At 44.3% G+C, this 18,290-nt stretch carries 20 protein-coding genes and 1 tRNA gene; 14 read left to right on the top strand and 7 right to left on the bottom strand.

Going from position 1 to position 18,290, the window contains the following annotated elements; translation table 11 throughout:
* The first annotated feature begins 1 nt into the window (after position 1).
* Entirely contained in the window at positions 2-658 is a 657-nt protein-coding gene (locus tag CS921_RS09700; protein WP_420843752.1) for a TetR/AcrR family transcriptional regulator, read from the top strand.
* Positions 659-757: 99 nt separating this feature from the next.
* On the opposite strand, the gene kdpDN is transcribed toward CS921_RS09700, so the two are convergent.
* The 4 genes from kdpDN to ltaS form a co-directional block, all read right to left on the bottom strand.
* Positions 758-1,906: a KdpD-like non-kinase potassium sensor gene (gene kdpDN / locus CS921_RS09695; RefSeq protein ID WP_099223333.1), complete on the bottom strand. Its 1,149-nt coding sequence runs from the start codon at positions 1,904-1,906 to the stop codon at positions 758-760.
* A 115-nt stretch (positions 1,907-2,021) separates the two neighbouring features.
* Entirely contained in the window at positions 2,022-2,774 is a 753-nt protein-coding gene (locus CS921_RS09690) for an SDR family NAD(P)-dependent oxidoreductase (protein WP_099223330.1), read from the bottom strand.
* 109 nt (positions 2,775-2,883) lie between these two features.
* Complete coding sequence (locus CS921_RS09685; protein WP_099223328.1) at positions 2,884-4,131, bottom strand: dicarboxylate/amino acid:cation symporter; 1,248 nt, start codon at positions 4,129-4,131, stop codon at positions 2,884-2,886.
* Positions 4,132-4,245: 114 nt separating this feature from the next.
* Positions 4,246-6,297, bottom strand: a complete 2,052-nt coding sequence (gene ltaS, locus CS921_RS09680) for a lipoteichoic acid synthase (protein WP_099223325.1) — start codon at positions 6,295-6,297, stop codon at positions 4,246-4,248.
* Between the two features lie 255 nt (positions 6,298-6,552).
* On the opposite strand from ltaS, the gene CS921_RS09675 reads away from it, so the two are divergent.
* The 10 genes from CS921_RS09675 to nfsA all read left to right on the top strand — a co-directional run bounded on the left by CS921_RS09675 (position 6,553) and on the right by nfsA (position 14,076).
* Positions 6,553-7,227, top strand: a complete 675-nt coding sequence (locus CS921_RS09675) for a DNA-3-methyladenine glycosylase (RefSeq protein WP_099223324.1) — start codon at positions 6,553-6,555, stop codon at positions 7,225-7,227.
* 1 nt (position 7,228) lies between these two features.
* A complete protein-coding gene (locus CS921_RS09670; protein WP_099223323.1) occupies positions 7,229-7,894 on the top strand; it encodes a class A sortase in 666 nt (221 codons plus the stop codon).
* Between the two features lie 98 nt (positions 7,895-7,992).
* Positions 7,993-8,670, top strand: coding sequence for a type 1 glutamine amidotransferase (locus tag CS921_RS09665; RefSeq protein WP_099223322.1), 678 nt, complete (start codon positions 7,993-7,995; stop codon positions 8,668-8,670).
* A gap of 60 nt (positions 8,671-8,730) precedes the next feature.
* Entirely contained in the window at positions 8,731-9,462 is a 732-nt protein-coding gene (locus tag CS921_RS09660; protein WP_099223663.1) for an MBL fold metallo-hydrolase, read from the top strand.
* 14 nt (positions 9,463-9,476) lie between these two features.
* The gene (locus tag CS921_RS09655; protein ID WP_099223321.1) at positions 9,477-10,472 is read left to right on the top strand and encodes a lipoate--protein ligase; all 996 of its coding nucleotides are present in this window, start codon (positions 9,477-9,479) and stop codon (positions 10,470-10,472) included.
* Positions 10,473-10,802: 330 nt separating this feature from the next.
* The gene (locus CS921_RS09650; protein ID WP_099223320.1) at positions 10,803-11,432 is read left to right on the top strand and encodes a hypothetical protein; all 630 of its coding nucleotides are present in this window, start codon (positions 10,803-10,805) and stop codon (positions 11,430-11,432) included.
* A gap of 83 nt (positions 11,433-11,515) precedes the next feature.
* Positions 11,516-11,586: transfer RNA gene (locus CS921_RS09645), tRNA-Gly, on the top strand.
* A gap of 86 nt (positions 11,587-11,672) precedes the next feature.
* Positions 11,673-12,809 (top strand): tRNA epoxyqueuosine(34) reductase QueG, encoded by a 1,137-nt coding sequence (queG, locus tag CS921_RS09640; RefSeq protein WP_099223319.1) that lies wholly within the window; start codon positions 11,673-11,675, stop codon positions 12,807-12,809.
* A 5-nt stretch (positions 12,810-12,814) separates the two neighbouring features.
* Entirely contained in the window at positions 12,815-13,324 is a 510-nt protein-coding gene (gene trmL / locus CS921_RS09635) for a tRNA (uridine(34)/cytosine(34)/5-carboxymethylaminomethyluridine(34)-2'-O)-methyltransferase TrmL (RefSeq protein ID WP_099223318.1), read from the top strand.
* Positions 13,325-13,338: 14 nt separating this feature from the next.
* Positions 13,339-14,076 carry an oxygen-insensitive NADPH nitroreductase gene (nfsA, locus tag CS921_RS09630; protein WP_099223317.1) on the top strand — a complete coding sequence of 246 codons (738 nt, stop codon included), beginning with the start codon at positions 13,339-13,341 and terminating at the stop codon, positions 14,074-14,076.
* A gap of 43 nt (positions 14,077-14,119) precedes the next feature.
* On the opposite strand, the gene CS921_RS09625 is transcribed toward nfsA, so the two are convergent.
* From CS921_RS09625 to CS921_RS09615, 3 genes are all read right to left on the bottom strand, one after another.
* Positions 14,120-14,281, bottom strand: a complete 162-nt coding sequence (locus tag CS921_RS09625) for a lmo0937 family membrane protein (RefSeq protein WP_099223316.1) — start codon at positions 14,279-14,281, stop codon at positions 14,120-14,122.
* Between the two features lie 66 nt (positions 14,282-14,347).
* Positions 14,348-14,818, bottom strand: a complete 471-nt coding sequence (locus CS921_RS09620; RefSeq protein WP_099223315.1) for a low molecular weight protein-tyrosine-phosphatase — start codon at positions 14,816-14,818, stop codon at positions 14,348-14,350.
* A 1-nt stretch (position 14,819) separates the two neighbouring features.
* Positions 14,820-15,542, bottom strand: coding sequence for an SMI1/KNR4 family protein (locus CS921_RS09615; RefSeq protein WP_099223313.1), 723 nt, complete (start codon positions 15,540-15,542; stop codon positions 14,820-14,822).
* 214 nt (positions 15,543-15,756) lie between these two features.
* On the opposite strand from CS921_RS09615, the gene CS921_RS09610 reads away from it, so the two are divergent.
* The 3 genes from CS921_RS09610 (at position 15,757) to CS921_RS09600 (ending at position 18,242) form a co-directional block, all read left to right on the top strand.
* A complete protein-coding gene (locus CS921_RS09610) occupies positions 15,757-16,227 on the top strand; it encodes a Dps family protein (protein ID WP_099223311.1) in 471 nt (156 codons plus the stop codon).
* A gap of 217 nt (positions 16,228-16,444) precedes the next feature.
* Positions 16,445-16,747, top strand: coding sequence for a HesB/YadR/YfhF family protein (locus CS921_RS09605; RefSeq protein WP_099223309.1), 303 nt, complete (start codon positions 16,445-16,447; stop codon positions 16,745-16,747).
* Positions 16,748-17,054: 307 nt separating this feature from the next.
* Entirely contained in the window at positions 17,055-18,242 is a 1,188-nt protein-coding gene (locus CS921_RS09600; RefSeq protein ID WP_099223307.1) for a M20 family metallopeptidase, read from the top strand.
* Positions 18,243-18,290 lie beyond the last annotated feature (48 nt).

Below are 18,290 nucleotides of genomic sequence, written 5' to 3'. Positions count from 1 at the left end.
AGTGAAAGAAACAGATGATATTGCCAAAAAAATGTTGGACTTGATGGAAGAAGATCGGCATATGAGTGAAAAGCAGAAACGGATCGTTCAAGCAGCGATCGAACTTTTTGCGGAGAAGGGGTTTGCCGGAACGAGTACAAGTGAGATCGCGAAAAAAGCAGGCGTGGCGGAAGGGACAATCTTCCGGCATTATAAAACCAAAAAGGACTTATTAATGGCGCTCACCATGCCGACACTAATCAGCGGTGTCATTCCGTTTTTTGCAGCCAATTTTTCAGAGGAAGTTCTTGACCATGACTATCCAGACTTCCGTACGCTTGTGAAAAATATTATTGAAAATCGTTATGAATTCACAGAAAAAAACGGTAAACTTATTAAAATTTACTTTTTGGAGTTGTTTTATCATGATGAGCTGCGGGAGCAATTTTCGGAAATCTTCATGACGCATGTTAAAGGAAAATTTGACCGCTTGATTAATTACTATAAGGAACGCGGCGAGCTTGCCGATATGCCCAACAGCACGATCATGCGCGCCTTGATTACCAATATTGTCGGTTTTTTACTGACGCGTTTCGTTGTGATGCCAGATGCCACATGGGACGACAAGGCAGAGGTCGACTATACGGTTGACTATATTCTGCACGGCTTAGTGAAATAAATAAAAGAACCCCGATTCAAGTGGGAGCAGGTCGACTGGTGGGAAATAGGCCACACAGTGATCCGCTTTTAGAATCGGGGGTTTTTTTATATGGGAAGTCTAATTTTTTCTGGAATTGGCGACAATATGGATGTCCACGCCATCAGTTTGCCGCATGATCGCATTTACAATCGAGCCTTTTGCAATCTCTTCCACGCGGCTTTTGATCGATTGCCCTAAAATAATCTGGGTAATCTGCTTCTTATTCGCCACATCTGTGATCACTTGGGGAATTTTGCGCTCTTTCATCGGCTCAAGTAGAAAATGGGCGCCAAATTGTTGGGCCAGTTCGCGCCACTCTGCATAGCTTTCCTGAATATGTGCCGGCAGTTCGTCCAGCTCTTTATCAATGGCCATCAGAATATACAGGTCACTGCGCAGCCGATCGGCAATTCGGTAGCCGCGGCGGATCAATTTTTCCGCATTGGCATCATTTTTGATACAGACGAGAATTTTTTCATTCATCATCGCCGCCCGAAGCTGTGCCGCTTTTTTGTCAGATTTGTCATCTACATCATCTGCCACTTCACGCAAGGCGATTTCGCGCAAGGCTGATAAATTTTTAGTCGTAAAAAAGTTTTCAAGCGACTGTTCGATTTTTTCCGGCTGATAAATTTTGCCATCCTTGAGCCGCTTTTGCAAAGTTTCAGCTGTGACATCGATCAGAATCACTTCATCTGCCGCATCAATCATGCTATCAGGGATACGCTCGCGCACGGAAACGCCCGTAATGTCATGGACGACATCATGCAGGCTTTCCAGATGCTGCACATTCACCGCTGTAATGACATTGATGCGGGCTTGCAGGATCTGCTTAACGTCTTGGTAGCGTTTGTCCGTTGCAGAGCCCGGTACATTTGAATGGGCGAGTTCATCTATGACCACAACTTCAGGGTTTCGGGCAATAATCGCTTCCACGTCTAAATCCTGATAGATTTTTCCTTTATAGTCGATTTCTTTTAAAGGAACCATTTCCAAATCATGCAGGAGGGCGGCTGTTTCTTTTCGACCGTGTGTCTCCGCAAGACCAATCACGATATCGATTCCTTCCTGCTTGAGTTCATGGGCTTCCGTCAGCATCCGATAGGTCTTGCCGACGCCAGGTGCTGACCCCATATAAATTTTCAATTTGCCACGTTTTAGCTTTTCAATCTGTGCAAGCAATTCTTCCGGGCTTTTCCGGTGAAAAGAAAAATCTTTACTACTCATTCGCGTTTCTTTGCCTCCCAACTTTTATCATACTCATTGTAGCACAAACAATTAGGAGAATGAAGAGTCAAAATAAAGACAGCCTGCCCAGACGGACAAGCTGTCGATTTCCCGTTTACTGTGCGAAATAACCGCCGTCGATTGGCAGTTCAACGCCTGTGACAAAACTGGATTCATCGCTGGCCAGATACAAGACGCCTTCCGCAATATCAATGGATTTGCCGAGTCGTGGAAGCGGTGTGAGTGATTGGAACCAGCCGCGCGTTTCTTCGCTTTCAAATAGCTGCTTCGTCATCGGCGTTTCAATATAGCCCGGGTGAACCGAATTGACGCGAATGTTATCTTTGGCAAAATCAACCGCCGTCGCCTTGGTGAGCAACCGAACAGCTCCCTTAGAAGCGGTATAGCTGCTGGCGCCAGATCCACCGGTCAGTCCCGCAATTGATGAAATATTAATAATTGAGCCGCCGCCATTTTCCTGCATGTGCGGAATCACTTTCTGCATGCCGAGGAAAGTGCCATTTAAATTAACCGCAAGCACTTTATTCCATTCGTCGAGCGTTGTATTTAAAATGGTCCGTTCTGTGCTAATCCCCGCGTTATTCACCAGAATGTCGATATGCCCAAAGTGCTTGACTGCCTCGTCCACAATGTGCTGCCAATCTTCCTCACTCGCCACGTTATGTTTGAAGGTCAGCGATTTTGGCTCAATGGCCTGTAATTCCTTTTCCGTTTCCTTCAGTAAAGCCTCTTGCATGTCTGTCGCGATAACGACGGCGCCTTCCTTAGCAAACAGTAGTGCTTCTGCCTTGCCTTGGCCCCCTGCAGCACCTGTAATAATCGCTACTTTTCCTGCTAATCTTCCCATGAAAAATTCCTCCTTGATTGCTTTTGATATCGCTTACAACTTGATTATAGAACGAAAAAAAGAGCAATTCCAGAAAATTGCTCAAAAATAAGTAATATAATTTTAGTATCTATGCTTTCACAACTATTTTCTTCTTCAACCAGTCTTTTCCTTCCACGAAGCGAGTCACCATCATGGCACAGACCGTATTCCCGGTTGAATTGAGTAGTGTAGCAGGAATATCAATGATGGTACTAATGATCATGATCGTTCCAACAAGCTCAGGTGAAAATCCAAATACCGAACAGATCAGCAACTCACCTGTCATGCCACCGCTTGGAATCGCGCCCATTACGGCACCAACCAGAAAGGCCACAAGGATGATGGATAAAATGCTGCTTGGACTCGTCATATCTTTACCAAACAAGGTGAAGAGAAAGACAATTTTAATGATTCCCCCCATAACAGAACCGTCTTTATGGGTATTAGCCCCGAGCGGGATGACCGTTTCCGCAATATCATCTGGAACCCCCATTTTTTTCGTTGCCAGCAGATTGGCGGGAATAGAAGCCGCACTGGAAGAAGTCGCAATCGCTGTTACAGCAGGGGTCAGTACATTTTTCCAGAAAGTCTTGAAGCCAAGTTTTCCACCTGCGACCCAGGCATACAGACTGTTTGCCCCGAAAAAGTAAACAATGGCTAAAAGCAGATAGAGCAGGAAGGCATTTAAGTAGCCGCTCAAAATTTGCGGACCGAGCTCGCCAACTGTCGCAGCAAAATAACATCCCAGTCCCACTGGCGCCAAATACATGATTAATTGGATCATTTTCAAAATGACTGTCGTACCTGCTTGTAGAAAATCCGCAATCGGTCGACCTTTTGTGCCAGCCAGAGTGGTGGCAAGACCAAATAGAATCGAGAAAATGATCAGTGGCAGTAGATTAGATTTGGAAAATAAATCGAGAAAATCCGGCACGGTAAAAGTGGAGACAATAATCTCGCCAAGTGATTTCCCTTGTTCACTCGGTGCTTCCGGCAAGTGGGCGAGAAGGGCCGAAGTATCCACATTTTGCAGCGGATTGTAAAGCATGGTGCCGATAAAAGCAATGACAGCAGCAATCAGTGCCGTCGTAAAGAAAACCGCAAAAACCGTTCCCATAATCTTTCCAAGCCGCTTCATTTGTTCCATGTTCGCAATCGCAGATGAAACACTCAAAAAGACAAGCGGTACGATCACAACAAACATCAGATTTAAAAACAATTCCCCAATTGGTTTCACAATGGCTGCTTTTTCTCCAAAAACAATCCCACAGATTCCACCAATCACGATGCCACTTAGCAGCAAAATCGTAAACGTATAATTTTTTAATATTTTCATGCGTCTCTCCCTTTCGATGAAGTCCTTTTATAGAATAGCAAAAAGAAGCGGGGGAGTCAAAACCATGCAAAAAAGCCCTGCAAGTTTTTAAGCTTGCAGGGCTTTGGTTGAATATTAATTGGCCGTTGCGGCACTTGAGTCTGCTGCATCTGAACTGTCTTCATTTTTGCCAGACTGTTCAGTAGCCTTGGTGCTGTCAGAAGTAGAGGATGAACCCGGCCATTTCTGCTTGCCTTTGTTGTAGTTGTAGTCAGTCGGATCGATCTTCTTGAAGTCATCCGGCTTGTAGAGGCGGAGCAAGTCGCCTTCTAGAACTGAATCGGATAGGGACAATTCTTTCTGGACGGTCTGTTTCGTCTCTTTCATTTCTTTCGTTTCCGTCTCGATCGGCTCACCAGTTTGCTGGTTATAATATTTACCGCCAATCATGGAATATTCTGGTGTGATATAGTCACCATTTCTAAATGGCACCATTTGCTTATGGTCTTCTGAAAGTAAGTCTGTACCAAATTCGAGATAGTCCTTCGTATCAATGCCTAGAAGGTGAAGAACAGTAGGCAGAACGTCGATCTCACCGCCGTAAGTCGTATTGATGCCACCTTTAACGCCAGGAATGTGGATCATAAGCGGTACACGCTGTGCTTGGGCGTTCTGGTAAGCATTATAATCTGTTCCAAGGATTTGACTCATCGCATCCGCGTGATTATCTGAGATCCCGTAATGGTCACCATACATGATGATCACGGAATTATCGTATAGACCGGATGATTTCAAGTAATCAAGGAACTCGCCTACAGCCTCATCCAAATAGCGGGCGGTCTGGAAGTACGTGTCAACAGATGAATCACCTGTTGTCGCCGGGTCAATGGTTGCTTCATCCGCATCAATTGGATACGGGAAGTGGTTCGTCAGTGTGATGAATTTTGCATAGAACGGCTGTTGCAACGTCTCGAGATATTGCTCCGATTGTTCAAAGAATGGCTTATCTTTCAAACCATATTCCGTTAAATCTTCTTCTTTCATATCATAGTAGCTAGCATCAAAGAAGTGATTATAACCAAATTCTTTATAAATTTCATCCCGATTCCAGAAGCTCTTATAGTTTCCGTGAAATACGGCTGAATCATAACCATAATTGGCTAAAATACCGGGCGCTGATTCGTAAGTGTTCTGGCTCTTCGTTGTGAAAGCAGAACCCTGCGGCAGCCCGTAAAGTGAATTTTCCAGCATCATTTCGGCATCGGAAGTTTTCCCTTGCCCTGTCTGGTGGAAGAAGTTCGTAAAGCTGATCGTATTCTCATCATGGAAAAACTTATTGATGGTCGGCGTTACTTCCTCGCCGTTCAATTTGTAATCAATTAAAAATTGCTGGAAGCTTTCCAAATGAATATAGATGACATTCATGTTTTTAGCGACCCCGTAATATTCAGGATTTGGTGCGGCATATTTCGATTTTGTATAATTGAGCACCTCATCAACATCACTGCTGTCAGCCAAAGCACGCTGCGTTTCTGCTTCCGTACTTTTCACTGCATCATAAATCTGGTAATTGGTCATCCCTAAATATTTTACAATATAATTACGGTCAAAAGTTCTAGTCAGAAGCTGCGGACGATCGATTTCCGCAAGACCTAAGTTTGCAAAGAAAATCGCTACACCCAGTGTCAAAACGCCGACTACTTTACGTGCACGCATCCGATCTGATTTTTCTGGTACCACAATGTGGAAAGCGAGCAGGCAAATCAAAAGGATGATATCCAGCCAGAAGAAAATATCCGTCCAGTTCATCAAGGCAAATACACTGCCTGCCATATCGCCCATATTGGACATTTGTTTCGGACTTAGGTTCGGTAGCGTGATAAAATCGCTGAAGAACCGATAATAGACCATATTCGCGTAAAGAATAAATGTCAGTAAGAAATCAACCACGATAATCCAAATATGCGAGCGGCGACCTTTGGCAAAAAGGGCCAACCCCATAAAGAATACCGTCGAACCGATCGGATTAATGATCAGTAGAAATTGTTGCATCAAATTTTCAATACCCAAGTTAAATTGGGTCACATAGGCAATGACGGATTTAATCCAAAATAAAACAACGGCAAGAATAAAAAAGCCATAATTCTTGCTCAAAAAGGCCCGGACTTTCCCGTTCCCATTCTTCATAGTACACCTCTCCTACACTCTTTTTGCTGAGTTTCTTTTCTGCTTATTAAAAAGCGTGCTGATTAAAAAAAGCAGGCACATATGTATAAATTGCAACATTCATACCCGAACCCACGTTAACATAATTCTAACACAACTTTAACAAAAGGCAAACCAAAACACATACGTCTCAAGTCGGAAAATCTCCCCCAAGCGAAAAATCGTGCAAAAAAGAATTCTTTTGCTTAAAATAAATAGGGAAGTGAGGCGAATGCGATGAAACTGACACCAGCTTTTTTTGACTATAAATCCACCATCATGGCGGCGCGGGACCTTTTAGGCAAGAAAATCGTCCACGAGACGGAAAACGAACGCTACGAAGCCTATATTACTGAAACAGAAGCCTACCTTGGAAAAGATGACGAGGCGGCCCACAGTTACGGCAACCGATTGACGAAGCGGACCCGCATCATGTTCCAGTCTCCCGGCCACATTTACATGTACCAAATGCATCAGCAAGTGCTGCTAAATATCATTACCATGCCGGAGGGAGTTCCAGAAGCCGTACTAATCCGTGCTGTCGAGCCGGTGCACCAGCTTGCTGAGATGAGCAGAAACCGAGGCGGCCGCACTGGTCGAGAGATTTCAAATGGCCCTGGCAAGCTGACCCAGGCTCTTCGCCTCACCATGCAAGATTATGGCAAGACGATTTTTAACAGTAATATCTGGCTGGAAGAAGGGAAGATTCCGCAGCGAATCGAGAGCACCGTGCGAATCGGCATTCCGAATAAACGATTGGCCACTTTTTATCCACTGCGCTTTACCGTTCAGGGGAATCCATTTCTATCGGGTAAGAAAGGGCTGATGGATCCGCATTCCGGCTGGCGTTCCTTGCCAGTTGCAGAAGGGACGGAGTTGCTTTATAATGAAGAAAGCGGTGAGGAGGCATGATATGCTAAAGAAAACAATAGCGATCATTATATTGATTATTGGCCTGCTTCTAGTATTTTCTCCCTTCATTAAAGATGGGATCGTAAAATATATGAGCGGTCATGAAACGATCGAAAACTATTCACAAAAAGACATAGAAAAAAACAGCGAGAAGGATGCAACGTTTGATTATGATAGTGTTGCGCTTCCATCCATGACTTCTGTTCTTCAGGGAGCGGCAAATTATGATAAAGAAGCCGTAGTAGGCGCAATCTCGATTCCTTCCGTAGATATTCAATTGCTCGTTTTTAAAGGAACGAACACAGCAAATCTACTGGCCGGAGCGACGACCATGCTGCCGGATCAGACGATGGGTGAGGGAAATTACCCACTGGCCGGTCACCATATGAAGCAGGAATCACTGCTTTTCGGGCCGCTGATGAATGTCAAAAAAGGTGCGAAAGTCTATCTAACCGATCAACAAAATGTATATGAATATGAAATCGATCAAACCAAGACCATCAATGAGACAGACGTTTCGGTACTTAATCCTACTGATGATGCGACGATCACTTTGATTACCTGTGATAAACCAACAGAAACGACGAAGCGATTTGTAGCGACAGGAAAACTCGTTAAAACCGAAAAAATGACAGATGATCTTGAGAAAAAGTATTTTAGTCAATGATGAAAAATCGGACTCCTCCATTTGGCAGAAAAGAAAAGCTGATTAACGGCTTTTGACTTTTCGCCTGCCGAGGGGTCTTTTTTGAAAGGAGAAAGCGGATGAAAATTGATTGTTTGCAACATGTCGCATTTGAAAACCCAGGGCTGATAGAGGATTGGTGCAAGGAGCGGGGATATGCCCTTCAGGTTCACCGGCTCGACTTGGGGGAGGCTGTTCCAGTGGCAGAAGCGGTTGACTTTTTGGTTGTTCTTGGCGGGCCCATGAATATCTATGATGACTGGGAACCGCTCGCTAAGGAACGCAGCTTGATCGAGGCGCTTCATCAGGCGAAAAAACCCGTCTTTGGCGTCTGCTTAGGAGCCCAACAAATTGCTGCGGCACTTGGTGGGGAGGTTGTACCGAACCCGGTGAAAGAGGTCGGCTTTTTCCCCATCCAAACGACTGCTGCTAAAACAATCACTGATGCATTTCCCGAAGAATTGACCGTATTTCATTGGCATGGGGATACTTTTACTTTGCCGGTGGGCGCACAGCAGATTTTTGCCTCTGTCGGTTGTGCCAACCAAGGCTTTTTTGTCGAGCCGAACCTGGTAGGACTGCAATTTCATTTTGAAACCAAGCGGGAAAATGTAGCGGCAATCGTTCAGCATGATGCGGCCTACATCACAGAGGGACCGTATATCCAAAGCCGCGAAGAGATCGAGCAAACGGAAATCCCCGCAGAGAACAAACGTGTATTATTTGCACTTTTAGATCGTTTGGTTCAAGGAGCATAGAAGTATCTGAAAGCGGCTTTTTAGTGTATGATGAAAAGGAATCAGAAAGGACGTGAAAACATGAAGCTCACGGTTTTTGGACATTGGGGCGGCTATCCGTTAAAAAATGACGGCACCTCCAGCTATTTGCTTGAGGAAGACGGCTTTAAACTGCTGATTGATGTGGGAGCAAGTGCTGTTTCCATCATGCAAAACTATGTGGACCCTGCCGAGTTGGATGCAGTCATCTTGTCGCATTATCATCCCGATCATGTGGCGGATGTTGGCATCTTGCAGCATGTTCGACTGCTTGGAAATCACGAAAAACGCCTGCCAGTACTGCCGATTTATGCGCATGAGGAAGACGAACGCGGTTTTTCCTATTTGACCATGAAAGACATTTCGGAAGCGCGTACCTATCATGAAACTGATACACTGGAAGTTGGACCGTTCAGCATTTCATTCTTGCGGACCATCCATCCGGTACCTTGTTTTGCGATGCGCTTTACTGCTAATGGGAAATCAATCGTTTATACAGCAGACAGTGCCTATCAGGAAAGTTTTGTCCGTTTTTCTGAACAGGCTGATTTTCTATTTGCAGATACCAACTTTTTCAAGGAAATGGCTGGAAAGTCGCGTGTACATATGGCGAGTGTTGAGGTGGGGCGTCTTGCTAAACTAGCCTCTGTAAAAAAATTGATGCTCACTCATTTGCCGCAAAATGGTTCACTGGCGCAGCTTAAAAACGAAGCTGCTGCTGAATTTGACGGAGAAATTTTACTTGCTGAAAAAGGATTATCGATTACAATATAAAGGGGTAGAAAAACGTGTATTTTATTGATAATAATAATGAGAAAGATCCGCGAATCAACTTAGCTGTCGAAGAATTTATTCTGACTGAACTAAACTTGGACGAGCCGGTTCTCCTGTTTTACATTAATCAGCCATCAATTATCATCGGGCGCAATCAAAATACGGTGGCAGAAATTAATACAGAATATGTGGAAAAAAATGGCGTCATTGTCGTGCGGCGGTTATCAGGTGGTGGAGCCGTTTATCATGATGAAGGCAATCTGAATTTCAGTTTTATCACAGAAGATGATGGCGAAAACTTCCATAATTTTGCCAAATTCACGCAGCCAATCGTCGAAGCGCTAAGAAAAATTGGCGTGGAAGCAGAACTAAAAGGCCGCAATGACCTGCTGATCGATGGCTATAAGGTTTCAGGTAATGCGCAATTTGCCACAAAGGGTAAAATGTTCTCGCATGGGACCCTAATGCTGGATTTGAATTTGGACCATGTAGCGGCCTCCTTGAAACCTCGAAAAGATAAACTGGAATCAAAAGGAATCAAGTCAGTCCGTAGCCGTGTCGCCAATATTTCGCAATTTATGGATCAAAAAATGACCACAGAAGAATTCCGCGATCACCTGCTTCGTTTCATTTTTGACGTGGAGGATGTAGCAGATGTCAAAGAATATCAGCTAACGGAGGCCGACTGGGCACGCATCCATGAAATTTCGGCCGCGCGTTATGCCAATTGGGACTGGAATTACGGCAAATCTCCGAAATTCAATCTGGAGCGTTCCAAACGTTTCCCAGTAGGGTCCATCGATGTGCGTCTGGATGTTGAAAAAGGCGTGATCAGTGATATCAAGATTTTCGGTGATTTCTTTGGAATCGGCGACGTAACAGATATTGAACAGAAACTCCGCGGCATCCACTATAAACGCGAAGATTTAGAAAAAGCCTTGCAGGATGTGGAGATCAAAACCTATTTCGGCAACATTACAAAAGAAGAATTTCTCGATCTGCTCTATTAAAAAATCAGGGAAGAAGAGGGCGCCTCAGTTGAAGTGCCTCTCTTTCCTGATTTTTATTTAAGAAGGGCTTTCAGCATGAAGTCGGAGAATATTCATCTCGTCACGCTCCAAAACACTTGGAAATTTCTATGATTTAAAATGGTCGCCTCTTTACTTCTTCATAAATCCGCGCAATATACTTTTCGACAATTCCTAGCAAATACCACCGAAAATGAGTTGGGAAATAAGCCGTTGTGACCAGCCGGGAACCGTGGTTGACGTAAAAAAGCGCTGCCTGAGCACAATGAATAGATAGAAGAAATTTTACTTAACAAATAGGAGGAACAGATCGTGCGATTCCGAGATACGAACCAACTAGATGATATCAAGCAATTTATGGAGGAATGGTACAAAAATAAACCACGAGTGACAGATTTCTGTAGCACGGTAAAATTTCCTAACCGTTTCCCACAAATGATTGTCGAGTATTACCAATTTCTCAGCAACTGGGGAGAGGTAGGTGGATTTGGTCTGCAGGATTACTTAGTACAACCAGAGAATTTAAAAGAAGAAGATGGTCGCTTTCGTCTGATTGGAGAAAACCAGGATTGCTTCTATATTTGGGTAGAAGCCTGCCAGAAAGAGCCACATATTTTCAGCAATGCACCGGCACTCTTTATGGGAGCAACAGAAGAAATCACCCCATTGCCTCATAGCTTGGCACATCTAATTAAAACGTTTACGCTTCGAGAGCTATTGTTCGGGGCAGAAAAGACTGCTTGTTATTTTGCTGATCAAAAAGTATGTCTTGAAGGAACCTATGAACCGCTTTGGCTGGAGGCAAATTATGCACTTCCAAAGCAAAATGATTTAGACTTCTGGCTGGTAGATCAAAAAATTTTAATGATGAAGTTTCGGAATAATGGAGAATTTTGGGTTGGAAGTGATGCAGAAGTGGCATGGAAAATCAAAAATCAGTAAAAAATTTCCAAAAAAGGGTTGTCAAAATGGTAGGTAAATGATATGATATAAAAGTTGTTACGACAAGTGATACCAACCATTATGCGGGTGTAGTTTAGTGGTAAAACCACAGCCTTCCAAGCTGTTGTCGAGGGTTCGATTCCCTTCACCCGCTCTTTTAAAAATTGTTACTAACGCAGTGTTTCGACCTTTTTAAGCGAAGCATTGCGTTTATTTTTGTTTTGAAGGAGGTTTTTCAAAGTGAATCCTCAAGCGCTTAAAGAAGCCATCAAGACCTATGCGGCAGAAATCGGCATCCAAAAAATCGGTTTTACAACAGCAGACCCGTTTTTGTTTCTAAAAGCCCGGCTGAAAAAGGCAGAGGAAGCAGACGTTTTGACAGGTTTCGAGCATCCTCATATCGATGAGCGGGTGTATCCAGAGCTGATTTTTGAGGAGCCGAGGTCGATCATTGCCATCGCACTAGCCTATCCTTCCAAATTGAAAGAAACTCCGACAAGCAAAAAAGCAGCCAGACGTGGTGTTTTTGCACGAGCTTCTTGGGGAATCGATTATCACACGATCTTGCGGGAGAAGTTGGCCCTCCTAGAAGCCTTCATTAAGCAGCGTGCTCCAGAGGCTCGGATGAAATCGATGGTCGATACGGGGGAACTTTCAGATGTAGCGGTGGCTGAACGAGCTGGAATCGGCGCTCGCGGCAAAAACACATTACTTCTGACAAAAGAATACGGTTCCTATGTATACCTTGGCGAGATGATCACAAATCTTCCTTTTGAGCCAGATCAGCCAATCGGTGACCTTTGCGGCAGCTGCAACCAATGTGTCAAGGCGTGTCCAACAGGATCGCTGCTTGGTGAAGGCAAAATGAATCCGCTGATTTGTCTCAGTTATCTGACGCAAACCAAAGGCTTCTTAGATGAAAAATATCGCGATGTGCTGCATAATCGTTTATATGGATGTGATACCTGCCAAGTTGTCTGTCCTTATAACCGCGGTGTCGATTATCATCTGCATGCGGAGATGGAGCCTGATCCTGATTTGGTGCGACCAGAGCTCAAACCGCTCCTGTCGATTTCAAACAAGGAATTTCAAGCGAAGTTCGGTCAGATGGCCGGTTCATGGCGAGGTAAAAAGCCGATTCAGCGAAATGCAATCCTTATTTTGGGGCGCTACCGGGACATAACCGCAGTGCCGATTCTTTGTGAGGTTTTAAAAAATGATCCGCGCCCTGTCATTCGTGGAACCGCCGCTTGGTCGCTCGGCAAGATTGCAAATGAGGAAGCGGCAGACGCCATTAGGAAGGCAAAATTGCAGGAAAAAGATCCAGACGTGCTGAAAGAACTCGCACGTGCAGAAAAAATGATAGAAACCAGGTGAACCTATTGTCCAATCATGTTGTTCTTTATCAACCAGAAATCCCTGCCAATACGGGGAATATTTCCCGAACCTGTGCAGGAACCGATACGGATCTCCATTTAATCCGACCGCTAGGCTTTTCAACAGACGATAAGATGTTGAAGCGAGCAGGTCTTGACTACTGGGATCATGTGAAAATCCATTATTATGACTCACTCGATGACTTCTTTGAAAAGAATCCGAATGGGCATTACTACTGCATTACAAAATTCGGTCGACATGTTTACAGCGATGTTGATTTTAGTGATTCAAACGAGGCGCATTATTTTATTTTCGGACGGGAGACCACTGGGCTGCCAGAGGACCTACTGCGCAAATACGAGGACACAGCGCTTCGGATTCCAATGACGGAAAATATTCGCTCGCTCAACCTTTCCAATACAGCGGCAATTTTAGTCTATGAAGCACTCAGACAACAGGCGTTTTCGCAGTTAGAGACCGCGCCGCATTATGAGCGCCATATTTTTGATGACTAAGAGGGGGGAAAAAGATGAATGATACGATTGAGCAGCTTTTGAGCCATTATTCCGTTAGGGCTTTCACGGATCAGCCGCTTTCAGAGGAAGAAATTCGTTTGCTTGTTAAAGCCGCACAGTCCGCTTCAACTTCTAATTTTATTCAAGCCTATTCGATTATTGGTGTATCAGATCCTAAAAAGCGGGAAGTACTTGCAGAGATTTCTGGAAGTGCCGATTATGTCCGCACGACAGGGCAGTTCTTCGTTTTTGTCAGTGATTTAGCCCGCAGTAAACAAATAGCAGAGGCTCAGAGTGTAGCGGCAGAATCGCTCGACACCATTGAGAAATGGCTGGTCTCCGTAGTGGATGCCACGCTTGCTGCTCAAAATATGGCTGTCGCCGCTGAATCGATGGGGCTCGGCATTTGTTTTATTGGTGGCATTCGAAATGACATCAAGCGCGTCATAGAATTGTTAGAAATTCCAGACCATGCCATGCCGCTCTTTGGCTTAACCATCGGGCATCCCAAACAGCTTTCGGCACCCAAACCAAGAATGCCCGAAAAGCTCATCTATCATCAGGACCGCTATCAGGTTCGCACGATGGCAGACTACCAGCAATATGATGAAGAGATTCGTACTTATTATGAAAAACGAACTGGCGGCATGCGCAGTGAAACGTGGACGGAACAAATCGCCAAAGGAATGAAGCGACCCACTCGGCTTGAACTGGCTGAACAGTTGCGCAAACAGCATTTAGCTCAAAAATAAAAAAAGAGCCTGTGGTAAAAACTCACCACAGGCTCTTTTTTTGTTATCCTCGTCGATTACGTGCCATTTGAATTAGATTCCAGATGACCAGGATCAAAACGATCACTAGCAGAATATTAATCAAACCGCCGGCAATATGGAAAATGATACCGATCAGCCAAATAACGAGGAGAATAACAATAATCCCCCAAATAATACCTAACATAAGTAAAACCCCATTCCTTTTGATTGTCAGATAGACTATACCACTTTTTGATACATCTAAAACGTATTAAAAACGATGGTCTGATTTAATTTTTTCAAGAAGTCCCTTGCAACCAGCAAGCACAAGGCGTTCCGTTTCATCAAAATCGCCTGTATAGTAAGGGTCAGGAATTTCCTCTTTTTCAGGATGCTCTACAAAATCCATCAATTTGGCTAATTGGGAAAGATAGGGAGAACCAGCAATAGCGCGAATATCCTCCAGATTCGCCTCATCCATGCCGATCAAATAGTCCGTATCTGCAATTTCATCCTGAGTCAGCTTAGTTGCTTTCATCGCCGTATAATCAATACCGTGCTTCTTTAAAACTTGTTGGGTTCCGCGATGTGGAGCTTTGCCTAAATTCCAACTGCCAGTTGCAGCTGAGCGAACTGCAATCTTCTTAGTCAAGCCCGCTTCCTCTACCAGTTGACGAAAAATTCCTTCTGCCATGGGTGAACGGCAAATATTTCCTAAACAAACAAATTCTACTGTAATCATGTTAATCCTCCCAAAGTTTTTCCAGCCGCTTAAGCTGATTTTTATCTAATTCGGCCCTTTTAAAGGCTTCAAAAAGTTTTTTAGCGTCCTGATCAGTCAATGAACGCCGAAAATAAGTCAATTGATTTTCCGTTAATGCCAGCGCTTTTGGGCAATCTATCGGAATCAAATCGGCAAGCAAGTCTAAATAAACCTGTTTTTCCGGCATGTCCTCCAAATGCTCGAGCAGCTGTCCTTTTTGCTCTGCCGAGAGTGTATAGAAGAGCTGAATCCGTTTTTCTAGAGGAAAGCTTGCTGCCTTTTCAATGGGAAAAGTTTCCGTGTAAAGCCCTTCAAGAAATGCTTCAAAGCTTTCCGCCACACCCAGCACCTGCAAGGTTTCATAATCAATATACTTGATGGACGGCTCATCTGTCGAAAAATCAAACGCCAAAAACCGCGGACCATCTGCCGAAAAGTATAGTTTGGGCCAGGCTAACTGATTTTCACGTTCGTAGCTTACCTCAGAAACTAGCTCCTCTAAACCCATAATCCGATAAATTTCTAAATGAGTCATGCCATAGGAAGTCGGCTCTGTTGTTGGGAAAGCATTCAGCGAAGGATAGCCGCCATTTTGAAGAAGCAATAGTTCGAGATAAGAGGACGGAAGCTGGGCAGCAAGTCCGGACAAACCTGCAATCTCTTTTTCTGTTATAGGCTTTTTTTGGTTGGTCAACCACTTCATTCCATTCCCTCCAGTCTTCTTTTATTATGCCGTGATTAGAGAACTGTTGCAAGGAAGACCGATTAAATCTCGACGAAAGCAGAAAAAGCGTTTAAAATAAAAAATAAGTGGTAAATATTCTTTGTGAAGCTTTCAACACTGGACAAATGGTTGGAAGTATATTATAATTATTATTAGTTGATAATGATTACAAATTAGGAGGAGATCATCAATTATGAAAACTATTAACTCTGTCGACACAAAGGAATTTTTAAATCATCAGGTAGCCAATTTGAATGTATTTACCGTTAAAATTCACCAAATCCACTGGTATATGCGCGGCAAAAATTTCTTTACTTTGCATGAAAAAATGGATGAGCTTTACAGCGAATTCGGCGAACAAATGGATGAGGTAGCAGAACGTCTCCTTGCCATTGGCGGCAGCCCATTCTCCACTTTAAAAGAGTTCTTGGAAAACACGAGTATTGAAGAAGCTCCTTACACAAAACCTAAATCCATGGAAGACTTAATGGAAGATTTAGTAGCGACATTAGAATTATTACGTGATGAATATAAACAAGGGATCGATCTTTCTGATAAAGAAGGAGACGATGTAACTAATGATATGCTGATTGGCTTTAAAACCAGCATTGACAAACACATTTGGATGTTCAAAGCATATCTTGGAAGAGGTCCATTAGAATAAACGGATCTTATGAAAAGCGCCAGTCAAAGCTGACTGGTGCTTTTTTGAGTTGTTATAGGATAAATAAACAGAAAATAAACTGTTTTATAACAATAAAAGGTTTTATCGATCGGAAAAACGGTTATAATAAGCATACGTATCAAGCAGAATGAATGCTTTCAGGCGGATTATCTGCTATCCTGACAATAGTGAAGCAAAGGAATGAGGAGTGAGAAGGATGAAAATTGATGTAACAGAGAATGCGCAAAAATGGTTCAAGGACGAGTTTGATGTGTCTGGTGATAATGGCATTCGTTTATTCGCGAAATATGGCGGCTCCAATAGTTCCTTACATCCCGGTTTTTCAATTGGTCTGGCTGCTGAAGTGCCAACAGAAATCGCCGTCTCTGATGAAGAAGAGAACCTGCTGATTTTTGTAGAGGAGCACGACTACTGGTACTTTAAAGAACATGACTGGCAAATCGACTATGATCCTGAAACAGAAGAAGTTAAATTTTCCTATTCTGAAGCGGTCAAATAAAGGAACAGGCAAGCTGTACGATTCATGTGCGGCTTGTTTTTTTGTGAAAGAGCGTCCAAGCGGCAAAACGAAAAAACGGTCAGCCAAACTGTCACCACCTCTCACCAAGTAAACGCCTGCTTGTTTACCTTTTGTGGCAGCTTTGGTATCCTGATTAAGAACGGCTGTAGAAATCATGCCGAAAATAAGCCTGCTGGTCACGCGATTAGGATGATCATTTCAGGCTAAAAAAGCGACCAGTATCCATCTGGCCGCACGCGATGAACGCGGAAATACAACGAAAGAACTGAAAGGACGGTGAAGCAGGATGAAGGAAGGACAAGAGCGGCTTTTAGCAGAGATTGAACGCCGTCATCCAGACTATGTGGCCGCCAGTCACGCGATCCATAGCAAACCAGAAATTGGCAATGAGGAATTTTTTGCTTCAGAGACATTGTGCGACTTGTTAGAAGAGGCAGGCTTTGAAATTGAAAAAGCGATTGCTGGGCATCCGACAGGCTTTATCGCGCGGAAAGAAAGTGGGCGACCGGGACCGCATATTGCTTTTTTGGCAGAGTATGATGCACTGCCCGGCCTGGGGCATGCTTGTGGTCATAATATCATCGGCACGACAAGTGTTCTCGCGGCCGTTAGTTTGAGCACGATGCAGGAAACGCTTGACGGGACGATTTTTGTATTTGGGACTCCGGCGGAAGAAGGCGGTCCGAATGGCAGTGCCAAGGCGAGCTACAGTGCGGCCGGTTTATTCGAGGAGATAGACGCGGCCATGATGCTGCATCCAAACGGCCAGACGCACCTCACTGTCCCAGCACCTGCCGTTGATGTACTTGATTTTGAATTCTTTGGTCAGGCGGCGCATGCCTCTACGAATCCAGAAGCGGGCATCAATGCGCTGGATGCCATGATCCAATTTTATAACGGAATCAATGCTTTCAGACAACAGCTGGCACCTGGCGAGCAGATCCACGGCATTATTTTGGACGGCGGACAGGCGCCCAATATTATTCCAGCGTATACAAAAGCTCGATTTTTCACCCGTGCCTTAAAACGGAAGAATCTGGACCAGTTAACAGAACGTGTGGGTCGGATTGCGGAAGGTGCGGCCTGTCAGACAGGAACAACTGTCAAAATCAGCCGCATTCAAAGAGGCGTTGACAATGTGTGGGTCAATCAACCCTTTAATGATCTTTTTTATCAGGTGGCAGCAGAGCTTGATGTGGCGTGTGAGAAGGACGGGGCGGGGGTTGGCTCGACGGATGCTGGGAATGTGAGCCAGAGAATTCCGACGATCCATCCGTTTATTAAAATCGGGCCTGAATCACTCGTCGCGCACACAGATGCGTTTCGGGAAGCTGCAAGAAGTGAAGCGGGAGATGCGGCCATTCAGACCGGAGCAAAACTTTTGGCCGTGACAGCACTGCGCCTATTTCAGGAACCGGAAACTTTGACCACAATCAAACAAGCCCAAGCCCGTTTAAAAGAACAGGAAAAATAACGCTCATAGTGAAAACGGCCATCTGCTGAAAACCTGCCAAACAAGGTT

This window comes from Listeria costaricensis (assembly GCF_900183385.1).
Lineage (GTDB): Bacteria > Bacillota > Bacilli > Lactobacillales > Listeriaceae > Listeria > Listeria costaricensis.
This window is presented reverse-complemented; position numbering and strand designations above follow the sequence as displayed.

Bases quoted from the DNA above. Each gene is read 5' to 3' on its own strand.
- kdpDN (WP_099223333.1), bottom strand. From the start codon at position 1,906: ATGAGTAGTAAAGATTTTTCTTTTCACCGGAAAAGCCCGGAAGAATTG.
- CS921_RS09690 (WP_099223330.1), bottom strand. From the start codon at position 2,774: ATGGGAAGATTAGCAGGAAAAGTAGCGATTATTACAGGTGCTGCAGGG.
- CS921_RS09685 (WP_099223328.1), bottom strand. From the start codon at position 4,131: ATGAAAATATTAAAAAATTATACGTTTACGATTTTGCTGCTAAGTGGC.
- ltaS (WP_099223325.1), bottom strand. From the start codon at position 6,297: ATGAAGAATGGGAACGGGAAAGTCCGGGCCTTTTTGAGCAAGAATTAT.
- CS921_RS09675 (WP_099223324.1), top strand. From the start codon at position 6,553: ATGAAACTGACACCAGCTTTTTTTGACTATAAATCCACCATCATGGCG.
- CS921_RS09670 (WP_099223323.1), top strand. From the start codon at position 7,229: ATGCTAAAGAAAACAATAGCGATCATTATATTGATTATTGGCCTGCTT.
- CS921_RS09665 (WP_099223322.1), top strand. From the start codon at position 7,993: ATGAAAATTGATTGTTTGCAACATGTCGCATTTGAAAACCCAGGGCTG.
- CS921_RS09660 (WP_099223663.1), top strand. From the start codon at position 8,731: ATGAAGCTCACGGTTTTTGGACATTGGGGCGGCTATCCGTTAAAAAAT.
- nfsA (WP_099223317.1), top strand. From the start codon at position 13,339: ATGAATGATACGATTGAGCAGCTTTTGAGCCATTATTCCGTTAGGGCT.
- CS921_RS09625 (WP_099223316.1), bottom strand. From the start codon at position 14,281: ATGTTAGGTATTATTTGGGGGATTATTGTTATTCTCCTCGTTATTTGG.
- CS921_RS09620 (WP_099223315.1), bottom strand. From the start codon at position 14,818: ATGATTACAGTAGAATTTGTTTGTTTAGGAAATATTTGCCGTTCACCC.
- CS921_RS09615 (WP_099223313.1), bottom strand. From the start codon at position 15,542: ATGAAGTGGTTGACCAACCAAAAAAAGCCTATAACAGAAAAAGAGATT.
- CS921_RS09610 (WP_099223311.1), top strand. From the start codon at position 15,757: ATGAAAACTATTAACTCTGTCGACACAAAGGAATTTTTAAATCATCAG.
- CS921_RS09605 (WP_099223309.1), top strand. From the start codon at position 16,445: ATGAAAATTGATGTAACAGAGAATGCGCAAAAATGGTTCAAGGACGAG.
- CS921_RS09600 (WP_099223307.1), top strand. From the start codon at position 17,055: ATGAAGGAAGGACAAGAGCGGCTTTTAGCAGAGATTGAACGCCGTCAT.